Source organism: Promicromonospora sp. MEB111 (assembly GCF_030209445.1).
Lineage (GTDB): Bacteria > Actinomycetota > Actinomycetes > Actinomycetales > Cellulomonadaceae > Promicromonospora.
Map to the genome: position 1 here is coordinate 53,330 of NZ_JARVSD010000008.1, position 13,994 is coordinate 67,323.

Annotated in this window: 16 protein-coding genes; 8 read left to right on the plus strand and 8 right to left on the minus strand. The window is 72.8% G+C overall.

Annotation, left to right across the window (positions count from 1 at the left end; genetic code table 11):
* Positions 1-43: 43 nt before the first annotated feature.
* Positions 44-343, plus strand: a complete 300-nt coding sequence (locus tag QRN56_RS09100) for a DUF3175 domain-containing protein (RefSeq protein WP_285102561.1) — start codon at positions 44-46, stop codon at positions 341-343.
* A 4-nt stretch (positions 344-347) separates the two neighbouring features.
* On the opposite strand, the gene QRN56_RS09105 is transcribed toward QRN56_RS09100, so the two are convergent.
* Both QRN56_RS09105 and QRN56_RS09110 read right to left on the minus strand, forming a co-directional pair.
* The gene (locus QRN56_RS09105) at positions 348-1,241 is read right to left on the minus strand and encodes a sulfurtransferase (protein WP_285102563.1); all 894 of its coding nucleotides are present in this window, start codon (positions 1,239-1,241) and stop codon (positions 348-350) included.
* Positions 1,242-1,319: 78 nt separating this feature from the next.
* On the minus strand, positions 1,320-2,624 hold the full coding sequence (locus tag QRN56_RS09110) for a sigma-54-dependent transcriptional regulator family protein (protein WP_285102565.1): 1,305 nt from the start codon (positions 2,622-2,624) through the stop codon (positions 1,320-1,322).
* A 289-nt stretch (positions 2,625-2,913) separates the two neighbouring features.
* Between QRN56_RS09110 and QRN56_RS09115 the strand changes: the two genes are divergently transcribed.
* Positions 2,914-3,546 (plus strand): hypothetical protein, encoded by a 633-nt coding sequence (locus tag QRN56_RS09115; RefSeq protein ID WP_285102566.1) that lies wholly within the window; start codon positions 2,914-2,916, stop codon positions 3,544-3,546.
* Positions 3,547-3,819: 273 nt separating this feature from the next.
* Here QRN56_RS09115 and QRN56_RS09120 read toward each other — a convergent pair whose 3' ends face one another.
* Positions 3,820-5,493: a vWA domain-containing protein gene (locus QRN56_RS09120; protein ID WP_285102568.1), complete on the minus strand. Its 1,674-nt coding sequence runs from the start codon at positions 5,491-5,493 to the stop codon at positions 3,820-3,822.
* Positions 5,494-5,736: 243 nt separating this feature from the next.
* On the opposite strand from QRN56_RS09120, the gene exaC reads away from it, so the two are divergent.
* Both exaC and QRN56_RS09130 read left to right on the plus strand, forming a co-directional pair.
* Positions 5,737-7,260: an acetaldehyde dehydrogenase ExaC gene (gene exaC, locus QRN56_RS09125; protein ID WP_285102569.1), complete on the plus strand. Its 1,524-nt coding sequence runs from the start codon at positions 5,737-5,739 to the stop codon at positions 7,258-7,260.
* A gap of 94 nt (positions 7,261-7,354) precedes the next feature.
* Complete coding sequence (locus tag QRN56_RS09130; RefSeq protein ID WP_285102571.1) at positions 7,355-7,792, plus strand: DUF779 domain-containing protein; 438 nt, start codon at positions 7,355-7,357, stop codon at positions 7,790-7,792.
* Here QRN56_RS09130 and QRN56_RS09135 read toward each other — a convergent pair.
* A complete protein-coding gene (locus tag QRN56_RS09135; RefSeq protein WP_285102573.1) occupies positions 7,749-8,249 on the minus strand; it encodes a hypothetical protein in 501 nt (166 codons plus the stop codon). The two genes, QRN56_RS09130 and QRN56_RS09135, sit on opposite strands and share 44 nt — an antisense overlap.
* Positions 8,250-8,375: 126 nt before the next feature.
* Between QRN56_RS09135 and QRN56_RS09140 the strand changes: the two genes are divergently transcribed.
* Positions 8,376-9,179 (plus strand): MerR family transcriptional regulator, encoded by an 804-nt coding sequence (locus tag QRN56_RS09140; protein ID WP_285102575.1) that lies wholly within the window; start codon positions 8,376-8,378, stop codon positions 9,177-9,179.
* On the opposite strand, the gene QRN56_RS09145 is transcribed toward QRN56_RS09140, so the two are convergent.
* A complete protein-coding gene (locus QRN56_RS09145) occupies positions 9,143-9,760 on the minus strand; it encodes a DinB family protein (protein WP_285102576.1) in 618 nt (205 codons plus the stop codon). The two genes, QRN56_RS09140 and QRN56_RS09145, sit on opposite strands and share 37 nt — an antisense overlap.
* A gap of 94 nt (positions 9,761-9,854) precedes the next feature.
* On the opposite strand from QRN56_RS09145, the gene QRN56_RS09150 reads away from it, so the two are divergent.
* Both QRN56_RS09150 and QRN56_RS09155 read left to right on the plus strand, forming a co-directional pair.
* On the plus strand, positions 9,855-10,700 hold the full coding sequence (locus QRN56_RS09150; RefSeq protein ID WP_285102578.1) for a PfkB family carbohydrate kinase: 846 nt from the start codon (positions 9,855-9,857) through the stop codon (positions 10,698-10,700).
* Positions 10,691-11,329 carry a nucleoside/nucleotide kinase family protein gene (locus tag QRN56_RS09155; protein ID WP_285102580.1) on the plus strand — a complete coding sequence of 213 codons (639 nt, stop codon included), beginning with the start codon at positions 10,691-10,693 and terminating at the stop codon, positions 11,327-11,329. The genes QRN56_RS09150 and QRN56_RS09155 overlap by 10 nt, the downstream gene beginning before the upstream one ends.
* Before the next feature lie 8 nt (positions 11,330-11,337).
* On the opposite strand, the gene QRN56_RS09160 is transcribed toward QRN56_RS09155, so the two are convergent.
* On the minus strand, positions 11,338-11,955 hold the full coding sequence (locus QRN56_RS09160; protein WP_285102582.1) for an Rv3235 family protein: 618 nt from the start codon (positions 11,953-11,955) through the stop codon (positions 11,338-11,340).
* A gap of 58 nt (positions 11,956-12,013) precedes the next feature.
* Positions 12,014-12,919 (minus strand): hypothetical protein, encoded by a 906-nt coding sequence (locus QRN56_RS09165; RefSeq protein ID WP_285102583.1) that lies wholly within the window; start codon positions 12,917-12,919, stop codon positions 12,014-12,016.
* A gap of 153 nt (positions 12,920-13,072) precedes the next feature.
* Between QRN56_RS09165 and QRN56_RS09170 the strand changes: the two genes are divergently transcribed.
* Positions 13,073-13,627: a hypothetical protein gene (locus QRN56_RS09170; protein ID WP_285102584.1), complete on the plus strand. Its 555-nt coding sequence runs from the start codon at positions 13,073-13,075 to the stop codon at positions 13,625-13,627.
* Positions 13,628-13,726: 99 nt separating this feature from the next.
* On the opposite strand, the gene QRN56_RS09175 is transcribed toward QRN56_RS09170, so the two are convergent.
* Entirely contained in the window at positions 13,727-13,945 is a 219-nt protein-coding gene (locus tag QRN56_RS09175) for a helix-turn-helix transcriptional regulator (RefSeq protein ID WP_020016485.1), read from the minus strand.
* Positions 13,946-13,994: the final 49 nt, after the last annotated feature.

A 13,994-nucleotide genomic window follows, 5' to 3' on the forward strand; every position in this document is an offset into this window, starting at 1 on the left:
GGTGGCCCGGGCGAGCTCGCGAGCGGCGTCGTAGCGTGGCCGCATGGCCGAGAACAAGGGGCCGGGCGGCGGCCCCGACCGCTGGTCGCAGGACGTCACCGAGGGCAGTGACGCCCTGGACCTGGAGGAGGGCGTGTTCACCTGGGACGACCCCGCCCGGATCGCCGCCTCCCTCAAGCGCTCCGCCGAGGCCAGCGGCCGGCGCAAGAGCTCTCCGTACCGCTCGGCGATGTCCATGCTGACGTTCTACGTCAACCGCGCGGGCAAGGACCTCGACGCCGGCCAGCGCCAGGTGCTGGAACGCGCCAAGGACGAGCTCCGCAAGGCCTTCGGCCGGGCCTGACCCGTCAGACGGAGCCCGGCTCGGAGCCCGTCGCGACCGGGACGCGCACCGCGTTGCCCCACTCGGTCCACGAGCCGTCGTAGTTGCGCACGTTCGTGTAGCCGAGCAGGTAGGTGAGCGCGAACCAGGTGTGGCTGGAGCGCTCGCCGATGCGGCAGTAGGTGACCACGGCGTCGTCCGGGTCGAGGCCCAGGCCCGACGTGTAGATCGCGTCGAGCTCCGCGCGCGCCTTGTAGGTGCCGTCCTCCGCCACAGCCGTGGCCCACGGGACGTTGCGGGCCGTCGGGATGTGGCCGCCGCGCAGCACGCCCTCCTCGGGGTAGTCCGGGATGGCGATGCGCTCGCCTGTGTACTCCTGCGGGGAGCGGATGTCGACGAGCGGGCCGTTGCCGAGGTGCGCCAGCACGTCGTCGCGGAAGGCACGGATCGTCGTGTCGTCGCGCTCGACCACCGGGTACTCGACCGGGGCAGGAGCGGGCACGTCGGTGGTGAGCTCGCGGCCCTCGGCGGTCCACAGCCCGCGGCCGCCGTCGAGCAGGCGCACGTCCTGGTGCCCGAACAGCGTGAACACCCACGCGGTGTACGCGGCCCACCAGTTGTTCTTGTCGCCGTACAGCACGATCGTCGTGTCGCGCGCGATGCCCTTGCCGCCCAGGAGGGCGGCGAACGCGGCGCCGTCGAGGTAGTCGCGGATCTGCGGGTGCTGCAGCTCGGTGTGCCAGTCCACCTTCACGGCGCCGGGGATGTGCCCGGTCTCGTAGAGCAGCACGTCCTCGTCCGACTCGACGACGACGATGCCCGGGTCCTTGAGGTGCTCGGCCAGCCACGCCGTGCTCACGAGCCGTTCGGGGTGGGCGTACTGCGCGATCTTGTCCGACGGGTCGATGGGAGCGGGCATGGTTCCTCCTCGATGAGCGCGTGCACTGTCGAGTCTAGGAACACAGGCAAGGGTCAGGATGATCCCGGCCCGTACCGCTCAGGAGAGCCTTCGTTCCAGCACGGCCAGGTGCGCCCGCGCGCGGGCGGCCCGCGGTCCGCCGGGCTCGGTCAGCCGCACCAGTCGTGTCCAGGCCGTGTGGTCCTCCGCGCCCTCGTCACGGGCGGTCCACTGCTCGACGGCGGCCGCGTCGTCGCAGGCGTGCACGGCCGCCCGCACCTCGGCCTCCAGCTCCTCGCGCAGCCGCTCCACGCCGGGCGCGACCGACCGGCGCAGCAAGGGCTCGGGGTACGCCGACAGCGCCCCGCGCACGTCGCCGTGCCGCAGCCGGGTGCGCACCGTGTCGACGTCGGACCGGAGCATCCGGGCGAGCCGGTACGGACGGGAGCCGGCCAGCAGCGGACCGTCGAGCACGCCGTCGGCCACCCGGCGCAGGCGGGAGATCTCCGCCCGCACGGCCACCAGCGAGAGGTCGCCCGGGTGCAGCAGCACGGCGAGCTCCTCGGCGCTGAGGCCGCGGGGGCGTTCGGCGAGCAGCAGCAGGATCTCGGCGTGCCGCAGGGAGAGCCGGCGGCCGCGCAGCGTCGGCGCGCCGAGCAGGCGCAGGTCGGGGGCGGGGTCGGCCGCACCACCTGCCGTGCCGGCGTCCCCGTCCGGGCCGACGTCGCCCGCCCAGGGCGCGCGCCCGCCGTCCGCCGCCGTCGCGGCCGTGGCCCGCAGGGCGAGCTCGCGCTCGACCATGGCGACCGTGGCGCGCACCAGGGCGAGGGCCACGTGGGACCCGGCGGCGCTGCCGCCGGTCAGGTCGAGGACGCCGATGATGCCGCCCGCCGGGTCGTGCACCGGGGCCGCGGTGCAGTTCAGCCGCTGGACCGGGCGCGCGAAGTGCTCGGCGCCGAGCACCTGGACGGCGCGGCGCGTGGCGAGTGCGGTCCCGGGCGCGTTGGTGCCCACGGAGTCCTCCCGCCAGAGCGCGCCCTCGACGAAGCCGACGCCGTCCACGGCGGAGCGCACCTGCCCGCGGCCCTCGACCCACAGGAGGCGGCCGACGTCGTCGGACACCGCGACCACCAGGCCGTCGCCCGTGGCCCCGCCCACCAGGTCGCGGACCAGCGGCATCGCGCCGGCCAGGGGATGGGCGCTGCGGTACTCGTCCAGCTCGCCCGACGCCGCGACCGTCACCGCGCTCGGCCGGTCGGGGTCCACACCGTTGCGCAGGCTCCGCCGCCACGACGCCGCGACGATCGGGTCGATCCCGTCCGGCTCCAGTGAGCCGGCGGAACCGACGAAGCTCTCATATGCCGCGCGAACCCAGCGCGCGTCCCGGTGTGGCACCTGCTGCATGCTGCCCCTCACCCTGTCCCGACGTCGTCGTCGAACCACGCCAGTGTAGGCATCGGACCAAGTTCATCAACAAGTTGTCCACCGTGATCGCCAAGTTTTCCACCGTCTCAGACGGGTTTTCCACAGATCACAGACGCATTACGGTCTCGCCGCGCGTGACGCGGAAAGTAGTCTTAGCGTCAATCGCACCGGTAGTTAAACGGGCTTCGCGTCCGACAGATAGTTTTCATGAGAACTCTCTTTGGGGGAAGAGTTGAACACCATCGCTTTAGCTAGACCGGAATCGCAGATGTCTGAAACTGATGAACAGGCCGGAGACAGTCCGAGCCGCGCACTGCCCGCGATCGAGCTCGCGAACCTGCCCGCGCTCGACACCCCTGCGCCGCCGCCCGAACCCGGCGCCGGCCTCGACCTCGCCGGCGCGCGTGGCCGCCGCCGGTGGACCTTCGGCGCCGCGATCATCACGTGCCTGGCGGTCGCCGTCACGCTCTGGTCCATGTCCGCCCGCGCCGAGGAGACCGGCCGCATCCTCACCCTGACCGCCCAGATCGACACCCAGGTCACCAGTACCTCGGCCCGGTCGCACGACCTCGCCGCCGTGCTCGAGACGGCCGAGCGGGTCTACGAGGGCTCGGAGGGCCAGGTCGCGGACCCGGCCACGCGCGACGTGCTCGCCCAGGCGCTCGCCGAGGCGCGCCAGGCCGGGGCCCAGCGGCTCACCGACGCCCCGCCCACCTCGGTCACCCAGGCTCGCACCCTGCTCGCCCAGGCCACCCACATCGAGACCTCGCTCGACTGGGCCGTCGAGGACCTGCGGGTCGCCGTCGACATGGTCCAGCAGTCGCAGGGCGCGCAGCGCGCACTCGACTCCCGCGAGCCGCTCGGCAACCGGACGATCCTCACGTCACGCGACGGCTCCTGACCGCCCCGTGGTCGGCCGGCCGCCCGGAGCGCACGGTCCACCTCGAGAACGACCTCGGGGACCGAAAGCGCGAAGATCGGTGTCCGGCGTCATTCCCCGGTAGCGTGCGGCCGGTGCGGATTCGAATTCGGCATTGATCGCGTCCGGTCGAAAATTCCCGGACGGTTCGTCGGCGGTAAAACTATCTCCAGCGCTTTCTGTATGTCTTTCGATCGGGTTTGTCGAAAGCGCACCGGGTGACAGACGCGGTCCCGCGTCGAGATCACCCCACCCTCACCCCATCTCGCGGTAGGCGTCGACCAGGTCGACGAACTCCGCCCGCAGCCCGTACGGGTCCGTGCCCAGCGCACCCGCCGCCCGGGTGCGAGCCCCGTCGAGGTTCGCCTCCGCCCGGTACTCCGAGCCCGTGGCGATCAGCCCCAGCTCCGCGACCGCGGAGGCGAACTCGAAGTCCGCGGACGGCGCCGTCGTGTACGCGGCGGCGCCGACCGGGAACTCCACCTCGGTGCTCGCGGCTGACACCCCGCCGTCCGGCGACTTGTACCGCACGTGCACCGTCATGAAGTCGTCGCTCGTGCCGACCTCCCGGTCGGAGTACTTCAGGCCGCCGTCCGAGCCCCTGCCGCCGACCGAACCGGCCGGGACGAGCTCGTAGAACGCCGTCACGGAGTGGCCCGCGCCCACGTCGCCCGCGTCCTTCGTGTCGTCGTCGAAGTCCTCGTCCGCCAGGCGCCGGTTGTCGTACCCGATCAGCCGGTACGAGCCGACGGCGGCCGGGTTCAGCTCGACCTGCAGCTTCAGGTCCTGGGCCACGACGAACATCGTCGAGCCGAACTCGTCGACCAGCACCTTGCGCGCCTCGGCCAGGGTGTCGATGTACGCGTAGTTGCCGTTCCCGTGGTCCGCGATCGCCTCCATCATGCTGTCCTTCAGGTTGTACATGCCGAAGCCCAGCACCGACACGTACACCCCGGACGCCCGCTCCGCCTCGACCAGCGTCGTGAGCTCGTGGGGCGAGGACGGCCCCACGTTGAAGTCGCCGTCGGTCGCCAGGATCACCCGGTTGTTGCCACCCTCGACGAAGTTCTTCTCGGCCAGCTCGTACGCCGTGGTCAGGCCGGCCGCACCACCCGTGGAACCACCGGCCCGCAGCGACCGCAGATGGTCTACCAGCACGCCGTGCTCCGAGCCGGGCACCGAGTCGGCGACCACGCGGTTGTCGCCCGCGTAGGTCACGATCGACACGCGGTCGCGCTCGTCGAGCTGCTCCACCAGCAGCGCGAACGACTCCGCCAGCAGGGGCAGCTTGTTCGGCTCGTCCATGGACCCGGACACGTCCAGCAGGAAGACGATGTTGTTGCCCTCCGACGTCGGCACCGCCTCCGTGGCCTGCACGCCCACCATCGCGAGCTGGTGCTCCGGGTTCCACGGGGCCCGCGCCACCTCGGTGGTCACCGAGAAGGGGTGCTCGGCCCCGGCGGCGGGCGCGTCGTAGTCGTAGTCGAAGTAGTTGACCAGCTCCTCGATGCGCACCCCCTCGGGCGCGACGCCCTGGTTCACCTGACGGCGCAGGTTCGAGTACGACGCCGTGTCGACGTCGGCCGAGAACGTGGACAGCGGGCTCGTGGCGACGTCGAGGAACGGCGACTCGGGGGAGTCGTCGTACTCCTCGCCCGCGGGGTCGACCGGGCCGGGCTCGGGGTAGGGCTCCGGGTACGGCGGGACGAACGCCTCGTCGCTCAGGGCCTCGGGAGCCCGCGCGGCATCCGGGGCCGGCGCGCCGTCGGGGGCCGCGTCGGGGGCCGACAGGCTGGTCGCCTCCTCGGCGGCGCCCGACCCGCCGTCGTCGGCGGTGCAGCCCGCGAGCGCCAGCACCACGCTCAGTGCCGCGGCGAGCGGGACCATCAGCGGGACCGTGGGGGCGGTGCGGCGTGGTGCGAGGTTCATGGGGGCTTCTCCTCGGTGTCGGCTCGTCGCACGGGCACGGTCGGTCCGGCGATCTGTCCTCATGAGTCCATCTGTGCCGGCGCCCTCCCGGCTTGCCCCTGCGAGGTCACGGTCGGGTTGCAACGCGGATGCAACGCCCCGCTGCCTAACCTCGCCGCACTCGGGCGCACCGGTGCGCCCGGGGCGCGGCTCCGCCGTCGGGCAACCCGGAGGCGGGCGCGAGATCCTGCGAGGAGGCAGACCATGACCGTGTACGCAGCCCCAGGTACGGAAGGTGCCATCGCCAGCTTCCGGCCCCGGTACGACCACTGGATCGGTGGCGAGTACGTACCCCCGGCGAACGGGCAGTACTTCGAGAACCCCAGCCCCGTGACCGGACGCACCTTTACCGAGGTCGCACGCGGCGACGCCGACGACATCGACCGGGCCCTCGACGCCGCACACGGCGCGGCACCCGCGTGGGGACGCACGTCGGTCACCGAGCGCGCGATCATCCTGAACAAGATCGCCGACCGCATGGAGGAGCACCTCGAGGAGCTGGCCGTCGCGGAGACCTGGGAGAACGGCAAGCCCGTCCGCGAGACCCTCAACGCGGACCTCCCGCTGGCCATCGACCACTTCCGCTACTTCGCGGGCGCGATCCGGGCACAGGAGGGGTCGATCAGCGAGATCGACGGCGACACGATCGCGTACCACTTCCACGAGCCGCTGGGTGTCGTGGGGCAGATCATCCCGTGGAACTTCCCGATCCTGATGGCGGTGTGGAAGCTGGCGCCGGCGCTCGCTGCGGGCAACGCCGTGGTGCTCAAGCCGGCCGAGCAGACGCCGACGTCGATCCTGTACCTCATGGAGCTCATCGCGGACCTGCTGCCGCCGGGCGTCGTGAACGTGGTCAACGGGTTCGGCGCGGAGGCGGGCAAGCCGCTCGCGAGCTCGTCCCGGATCCGCAAGATCGCCTTCACGGGCGAGACCACGACGGGCCGCCTGATCATGCAGTACGCGTCGCAGAACATCATCCCGGTGACGCTGGAGCTGGGCGGCAAGTCGCCGAACCTGTTCTTCAGCGACGTCGCGGCGGCGCACGACGACTACTACGACAAGGCCCTGGAGGGCTTCACGATGTTCGCCCTCAACCAGGGCGAGGTGTGCACGTGCCCGTCGCGCGCGCTCATCCAGAGCGACATCTACAGCTCGTTCCTGGCCGACGCCGTGGCGCGCACCGAGGCGATCAAGCAGGGCAACCCGCTGGACACCGACACGATGATCGGGGCGCAGGCGAGCAACGACCAGCTCGAGAAGATCCTCAGCTACTTCGACATCGGCCGGGCGGAGGGCGCCAAGGTGCTCACCGGCGGCCACCGGGCGGAGCTGGAGGGCGACCTCGCGGGCGGCTACTACGTGACGCCCACGATCTTCGAGGGCAAGAACGAGATGCGGATCTTCCAGGAGGAGATCTTCGGGCCCGTGGTCGCGGTCACCGAGTTCGCCGAGTTCGACGACGCGATCAAGATCGCCAACGACACCCTCTACGGGCTGGGCGCGGGCGTGTGGACGCGCTCCGGCGCGGACGCGTACCGGGCCGGGCGGGCGATCGAGGCCGGCCGGGTGTGGACGAACAACTACCACGCCTACCCGGCCGCGGCGGCGTTCGGCGGGTACAAGGGCTCGGGCGTGGGCCGCGAGAACCACAAGATGATGCTCGACCACTACCAGCAGACCAAGAACCTGCTGGTCAGCTACTCCCCGAACAAGCTGGGCTTCTTCTAGGCCGGGGGGCACCTCGTCGGGCGGGAGGCCGGGCCGGTACGTCACCGGCCTCCCGCCCGGCCGTCCGGTTCGGCTTCGAGTTCTGGGAGGTTCCATGTCCGACGACGTCCGCCCCACCCCCGCCCCCGTGACCGGGTCACCCGCCGCGCGGGTCGCCGTGACCGACGACGCGGCGGCGCTGCTCGTGCGCCTGCGGGACAAGCACGGCGAGCTCATGTTCCACCAGTCGGGCGGCTGCTGTGACGGCTCGTCGCCCATGTGCTACCCGGACGGCGACTTCATCACGGGGGACGCGGACGTGCACCTCGGCGACCTCGCGATCTCCGCCGCGGAGGCCGGGTCGTTCACGGTTCCGGTCTGGATGCGCCGCAACCAGTTCGAGTACTGGAAGCACACCCACCTGACGATCGACGTGGTCCCGGGCCGTGGCGCCGGCTTCAGCGTCGAGGCGCCCGAGGGTGTGCGGTTCCTCATCCGGTCGCGCCTGTTCACCGACGACGAGTGGGAACGGCTCGAGGCCATCGGGGCCTGATGCGGGGCTCGGGTCCGGCCGGCGCGTCGTCCGGAGGCGATGCGGCGTCCGGAGCCAGCGCGGCGACGCCGTCCGCCGTCGCGAGGAAGAACGCGGCGACCGTGAGCCCGTGCTCGGCAGCGGCGGACCGGAGGGCCGCGTGCCAGGCGTGGTCCTCGGGCGAGGCGTAGGGGGAGCCGGGGCGTTCCAGCACGAGCAGCACCGAGGCGCCCGGCTCGCCCCGCAGAATCTCGTGCCAGGCCCGGCCGAGGTTGCTCGTCAGGAGCACGTCGGGCTCGTCCGGCACGAGGTCCACGGGTACGACCATCGGCAGCGGGCGGCGCGCGCCGTCGAGCAGGGCGAACCAGAGCGTGCGGCGGCGCGGCCGGATGCCGCCGTGCAGGAGGTTCGCGAAGGCGAGGAGCGCCGCGTCGTCGACCAGGGGCTGGTCCGGGATGATCTCGCTCGATGCTGTCATGACGATCAGTCTGGGCGCGAGCGGCATCGGACATGAGTTATCCACAGGTTTAGTTGCTTGATCATGCTTGATCCGCGGAGACTGGGACTTGAAGTTGACGCGACGTCAACCTTTACGGTGATGAACATGCAATGGTCCATCCAGGAGATCTCGCGGCTGACCGGCGTCACGAGCCGGACGCTGCGGCACTACGACGCCGTCGGCCTGCTGCCCGCCGTCCGCACGACGGATGCGGGCCCGCGCCGTTACGACCGCACCGCGCTGGTGCGGCTGCAGCGGATCCTGCTGCTGCGTGATCTCGGGCTCGGCCTCGGCGCCATCGCCGAGGTGCTCGACGCCCAGCGGGACGAGGCGCAGGCGCTGCGCATGCACCTCGTGTCGCTGCGGGCGGAGCAGGGCCGGCTGGCCCGGCAGATCGCGTCGGTCGAACGGACCGTCGCGGATCTCGAGAAGGACCCGGACACCACCGAGGAGAACATCATGGCGAAGGACATGTTCGACGGCTTCGACCACACGCAGTACGAGCAGGAGGTCACCGAACGCTGGGGCCGCGACGCCTACCAGCGGGGCGACGCGTGGTGGCGCGGCCTCACCGCACGGGAGCAGGAGGAGTGGAAGGGGCGGGTCGCGGCGCTCAGCAAGGACTGGGCCGACGCCGCGGTGGCGGGGACCGACCCGGCCTCGGACGAGGCCCAGGCCCTGGCCGCACGGCACGCCGAGTGGCTCGCGTCCGTGCCGGGCACGCCGGGCGCGGGGCAGCCGCTGCCCGACCGCGGCTACCTGCTGGGCCTGGCCGACATGTACGTGGCGGACGACCGGTTCGCCGCGAACTACGGCGGCACGGAGGGCGCGACGTTCGTCCGGGACGCGCTGCGGGTCTTCGCGGAGCGGGCCTATCCCGCCGTGGCCGACGCGGACGGTGCGTACTGAGCCCGGTACAGGTCGCGCAGCAGACAGATCTCGCCGCCGTGCGCCATGGCCTCGCGGTTGAGGTGGGTCACCAGCGCCGCCATCGGGAACTCGGCGAACGCCACGCCCTTGGGGCCGATCGGGCGCATCAGCGACTCGTCGTCCAGAGCGGCGATCCCGGCCTGCCACGATCGGTAGCCCTCCTCGAGCACGGCCAGGCCGCCGTCGGCCGTGACCGGGGCCTCGGGCCAGTGCCGCGCGTCGAACATGTCGGCGTCGGGCGGCGCGTCCGTCGGGCCGAACAAGGCCCGGGCGCGCCGCCCGAACACGTCGCGGCCCACGTGCACCATGCGCCAGGCGATCGTCGTGACCGGCGGGATCTCCGGCTCGGGCACCTCGTGCTCGAGCCGGGGCTCCCCGTCCGCCCCGGCGCGTACGCTCCATGCCGGCGAGGCGGGCTCCCACAGATACTCGGCGTCGGTGAGGCCCTCCAGGCGGGGCCACAGGTGGACGTCCCAGTAGAACGAGAGCTGGTCCAGGAGCAGGTCGCGCCACACGGCAGGGCGCGTTGTCGGCGGGATGGTCGGCTCCGTCGTGGTCATGTTCGGACAGTACGCCCGGTCTCTGACATCCGGTTTCAAAGGTAGCCTCTGCCCCATGTGCGACACCGCCGCCAAAGCTCCGCAAAAACCCCCGGTGACCTGCTGGTTCGCAGGTCTCACGACGCTCGATGTGATCCACCGCAGCGCCGTCCGGCCCGGACCCAACGAGAAGATCACCGCCGTCCGTCAGGACGTCTCCGCGGGTGGCCCCGCGGCGAACGCCGCGGTCATCGCGGCGACGCTCGGGGCGCGTGCGCTCCTGATCAGCGCGATGGGCACCGGTCCGGTGGGTTCGGCCGCCCGGGGCGACCTGGAGCACCACGGGGTCGAGATCCACGACGCGGCGGGCGGCCGGGAGATCCCCATCGCCGTCTCGGCCGTGCTGGTCGACGACGTGACCGGCGACCGTTCGGTCGTCTCGCCGGACGCCACCCTCACCAACGGCCTCGACGTCACCCGCGTGGAGCTCGACGCCCTGCCGCGGCCCGACGTCGTCCTGCTCGACGGGCACCACCCCGACCTGGCGCGGAGCGTGCTCGCGTACGCCCTCGCCCTCGAACCCCGCCCGCTCGTCGTGCTCGACGCCGGTCGTTGGCGCCCGGTCTTCGCGGACCTGCTCGGTGCGGCCGACGTCGCCGCCCGGTCCGCGGACTTCCGGGCGCCCGACGACGCCGCCACGTCCCAGGCGGTCGTCACGACGCACGGATCCGCCCCCGTGACCTGGTGCGACAAGGACGGGCGGCACGGATCCACCTACGTGCCGAGCGTCGAGGTGCGCGACACCCTCGGCGCGGGCGACGCGTTCCACGGCGCCCTGTGCGTGGCGCTCGCCCAGGGCGCCGGGCTGGAGTCCGCGGTCCAGGAGGCGATCCGGGTGGCGTCCATCCGCGTGCAGCACGTCGGCCCCCGGTCCTGGCTGGAGTACGCGCCGTGCGCCTGACCACCGCGGAGCTCGTCGAGCGCGCGGCCCGGCTCGCCGACGACGCCGGCCGGCGCGGCGAGGCCCGGGTGCTCGGCATCACCGGCCCGCCCGGCGCGGGAAAGTCGACCCTGGCCGCCGCCCTCGCCGACGGACTGGCGCCTGGTACGGCCGTGGTGGTCGGGATGGACGGCTTCCACCTGTCCAACGCCGTGCTGGAGGCCCGCGGCAGCCGCGCGCGCAAGGGCGCGATCGACACCTTCGACGACGCCGGCTACGCCGCCCTGATCGGCCGCATCGCGGGCCGCCGGCCGGGCAGCCCGCAGGTCTTCGCGCCGGAGTTCCGTCGCGAGATCGAGGAGCCCGTGGCGGCAGGAACCGTCGTCGCCGACGAGCCGCTGGTGATCACGGAGGGCAACTACCTCCTCGCGGCCGACGGCGCCTGGCCCGCAGCCCGCGCCCGGATGGCAGAGGTCTGGTACGTCGACCTGCCCGACGCCGAGCGCCTGCGGCGCCTCGTCGCGCGCCACCACGCGTTCGGCAAGCCCCTGCCCGACGCCGAGGCGTGGGCCCGCGGCACCGACCAGCGCAACGCCGACCTCATCGCCACCACCCGGGACGCCGCCGACCTCGTCGTGGAGTGGGTGTAGCCACCCGGTCAGCCGATCTCGAGGACCGCGACGCGCCACACCCCGCGCCGTGCCTCCAGCCGCACGGCCGCGGCGCGCACCCGTCCCTCGTCGTGCAGGATCACCGTCGCCTCCGCGGACGTGGCGCCCAGCCGGACCAGCCGCACGCGCCGTACCGCGGCCGGGTGCGCCTTGGGCCGCGGCGGCCGCACCTGCCGGGCCTCCCGCATGAGCCGGCCCCGCTCCAGCAGCTGGTCGTAGACCTGTGGCGTCACCCACCGGGCGAGTTGCGCGGCGGGGCGCTCGCCGCGCAGCACCTCGACCGCGGCGCGGACCACGCGGCACACCTGCGCGGTGGGGTCGGGCAGGGTGGGGTCCGGCTCGGGCACCGGTCGGCCGGACAGCGCCTCCAGAGCAGCCGCCGCGTTCTGCAGCTCGGGGTACGGCGTGCCGCCGATCCGCATGCGGCGCAGCCGCCGGCCGATGCCGGGTCCGGTGACCGGTCCTGCCGGCGGCACGGCGGGCCGCTGGGCGGGTAGCGCCGCCGCCCCGGTCGCCGGGCGTGGAGTAGTGCGGCGGGTGCGGGACGGCGTGGCGGGCTCCGTCGCGGTGTTCGTGGCCTCGGGTGGGCTGTCGAGCGTGGTCATCCGGAATCTCCTGGGGGCGCGGTGCGGGTGCGAGGCGGTGCGGTGGGTCGGACGACTTTCAGGGCTGGTGCAGCACCGTGCCCGGGCGGATCAGGTCCGGGTCGGAGCCCAGCACCTGGCGGTTGGCGTCGTGCCAGCGGTCGACGGCCTCGGCGATCTCTGCGTCGGACGGCCCATCGTTGTCGGCCGGGCTGCCGGCCCGGGCCGACCGGTCGCCATCGGACGGCCTGTCGGCAGCGAGCCCGTCGGCGGCGATCGCCCACAGCGTGTCGCCCGTCTCGACCGTCACCGGTTCCCGGCCCGCTTCCGCACGCCGGTCCTGGTCCACCAGGGACGCTCGCCCGGGCGTCGACCCGGTGCCCGAGGCGACCGACCGGCCCGGGCGGCCCGTCGGCTCCCCGCTCATCGTGCTCGTCGGCCGCCAGCCGAGGTCGAGGACGACCGCGGGCCCCGCCTCCGCGGCGGGTACCCCGACGGCCTCCGGCAGGGCCATCGCCGTCGGCGCGGTGAGCGCCAGACCGAGCCCGGCACCCGCGGCGACCCGGGCCAGGCGCCGCACCACGGCCGGCGCGTGGCGGGCCACGGCGCGTTCCGCCGCCGCCCAGCGCCTGCCGCGCCGGTCCGCGAGGACGCAGGCCAGCGCGAGGAGCGCGTGCACTCCCGTCCAGCCGGCCACCGCCGTGCCGACGGCGACCGCCGCCAGCTCGACGACGTCCTCCACCGGGAACAGCGCCGCACCGAGGCCGGACCCCACCTGCCACGTGCGGGTGCCGAGGACACCGCACGCCGCGACGAGCGCCGTGCCGACGGCGAGCAGCCCGAGGAGCCCTCTCCAGGTGCCTCCGGTCTCCGCGTCCGCGTCCGAGGCCGGGGAGCCGGCCGTCGGGCGGTCGGGGTGCGATGGCTTCCGGCCGACGTCGTGGCGGTCGGCAGCCGGTACGTGCTCAAGGGCGTGCGTCGACATGGTTCCCCCTGCTGCGGTTCGATTCCTGACACTATGAGTCCGAACGGCACTGGTGATGACACTTGATGTCGTCCGGCGATCGTTATTCAACAGGGGTGTCAGGCGGGTGTCCACCGGAGAGCGGGATGCCTGTGGATGGCGCAGGGTGTCTCCATGACATCCGTGCGCCCGACCGGCCCCACGCGCTGGGAGGCGCTCTTCAGCGATCTCGAGGCGCAGGCCCGCGCGCAGGTGGCGGCGGAGGCCGACGCGCTCGTGTCCGAGCTGACGCGCGCCGAGCACGCGACGATGACGCTCGCCGACAGGTTCCGCGCCGTCGTCGGCGCGGTGGTGACGGTCGAGCTGCTCGACGGCGCACCGTTGCGCGGCGTCGTGCTGGAGACGGCGGACGAGTGGGTGTTGCTCCAGGGGGTCCGGCCGGAGCCGGCGAGCCAGCACCTCGTGCCGCTGGCCGCGGTGGCGGCGGTGCACGGGCTGACCCGTCACGCGGCGTCCGCGACGTCGCGGCGGGACTCCGTCGGGCTGGGACCGGTGTTGCGGAGCCTGCAGCGCGACCGGGCGCGGGTCGCCGTGCGCACCCTGAGCGGGGTGTCGGCCGGGCGCATCGCACGCGTGGGCCGCGACCACCTGGACGTCGACCTGCTCGACGGGCGCGGAGCCCGGCTGGTTCCCTTCCCGGCCCTGCTGGTTGTCAGCGAGGCACCCTAAACCGACTGGAATGCCCGGAAATGGACAGCGGGACCGGTCTCACCCCGTATGGAGTGTGCCGGTCCCGTCGGTGTACGACGCGGCCTTTCAGTCGTCTGCTCAGCCGTCAGCGGCCGCAGAGCCCTTGAGCCGCTCACGGCTCTTTGCGTACATACGCTCGATGTACGACTCGAGCTCGGCTGCCTCGACGCGCCAGACCTTCTTGGGCCCCACCTGGATGGCGGGAAGGTCGCCGGTACGAACCAGTGCGTAGCCCTGGGCCATCGAGATGTTGAGGGTCTCGACCACATCCGCCAGAGAGAGAAAGCGCTTTTCCATGGGAACAGTGTGGCACGAGACACCGACATGAGGGGGTTATCCACAAGAA

What these genes read in the sequence shown, in the direction of transcription:
- QRN56_RS09100 (WP_285102561.1), top strand. Translation starts at nt 44, where the DNA reads ATGGCCGAGAACAAGGGGCCGGGCGGCGGCCCCGACCGCTGGTCGCAG.
- QRN56_RS09105 (WP_285102563.1), bottom strand. Translation starts at nt 1,241, where the DNA reads ATGCCCGCTCCCATCGACCCGTCGGACAAGATCGCGCAGTACGCCCAC.
- QRN56_RS09110 (WP_285102565.1), bottom strand. Translation starts at nt 2,624, where the DNA reads ATGCAGCAGGTGCCACACCGGGACGCGCGCTGGGTTCGCGCGGCATAT.
- QRN56_RS09115 (WP_285102566.1), top strand. Translation starts at nt 2,914, where the DNA reads ATGTCTGAAACTGATGAACAGGCCGGAGACAGTCCGAGCCGCGCACTG.
- QRN56_RS09120 (WP_285102568.1), bottom strand. Translation starts at nt 5,493, where the DNA reads ATGAACCTCGCACCACGCCGCACCGCCCCCACGGTCCCGCTGATGGTC.
- exaC (WP_285102569.1), top strand. Translation starts at nt 5,737, where the DNA reads ATGACCGTGTACGCAGCCCCAGGTACGGAAGGTGCCATCGCCAGCTTC.
- QRN56_RS09130 (WP_285102571.1), top strand. Translation starts at nt 7,355, where the DNA reads ATGTCCGACGACGTCCGCCCCACCCCCGCCCCCGTGACCGGGTCACCC.
- QRN56_RS09135 (WP_285102573.1), bottom strand. Translation starts at nt 8,249, where the DNA reads ATGACAGCATCGAGCGAGATCATCCCGGACCAGCCCCTGGTCGACGAC.
- QRN56_RS09140 (WP_285102575.1), top strand. Translation starts at nt 8,376, where the DNA reads ATGCAATGGTCCATCCAGGAGATCTCGCGGCTGACCGGCGTCACGAGC.
- QRN56_RS09145 (WP_285102576.1), bottom strand. Translation starts at nt 9,760, where the DNA reads ATGACCACGACGGAGCCGACCATCCCGCCGACAACGCGCCCTGCCGTG.
- QRN56_RS09160 (WP_285102582.1), bottom strand. Translation starts at nt 11,955, where the DNA reads ATGACCACGCTCGACAGCCCACCCGAGGCCACGAACACCGCGACGGAG.
- QRN56_RS09165 (WP_285102583.1), bottom strand. Translation starts at nt 12,919, where the DNA reads ATGTCGACGCACGCCCTTGAGCACGTACCGGCTGCCGACCGCCACGAC.
- QRN56_RS09170 (WP_285102584.1), top strand. Translation starts at nt 13,073, where the DNA reads ATGACATCCGTGCGCCCGACCGGCCCCACGCGCTGGGAGGCGCTCTTC.
- QRN56_RS09175 (WP_020016485.1), bottom strand. Translation starts at nt 13,945, where the DNA reads ATGGAAAAGCGCTTTCTCTCTCTGGCGGATGTGGTCGAGACCCTCAAC.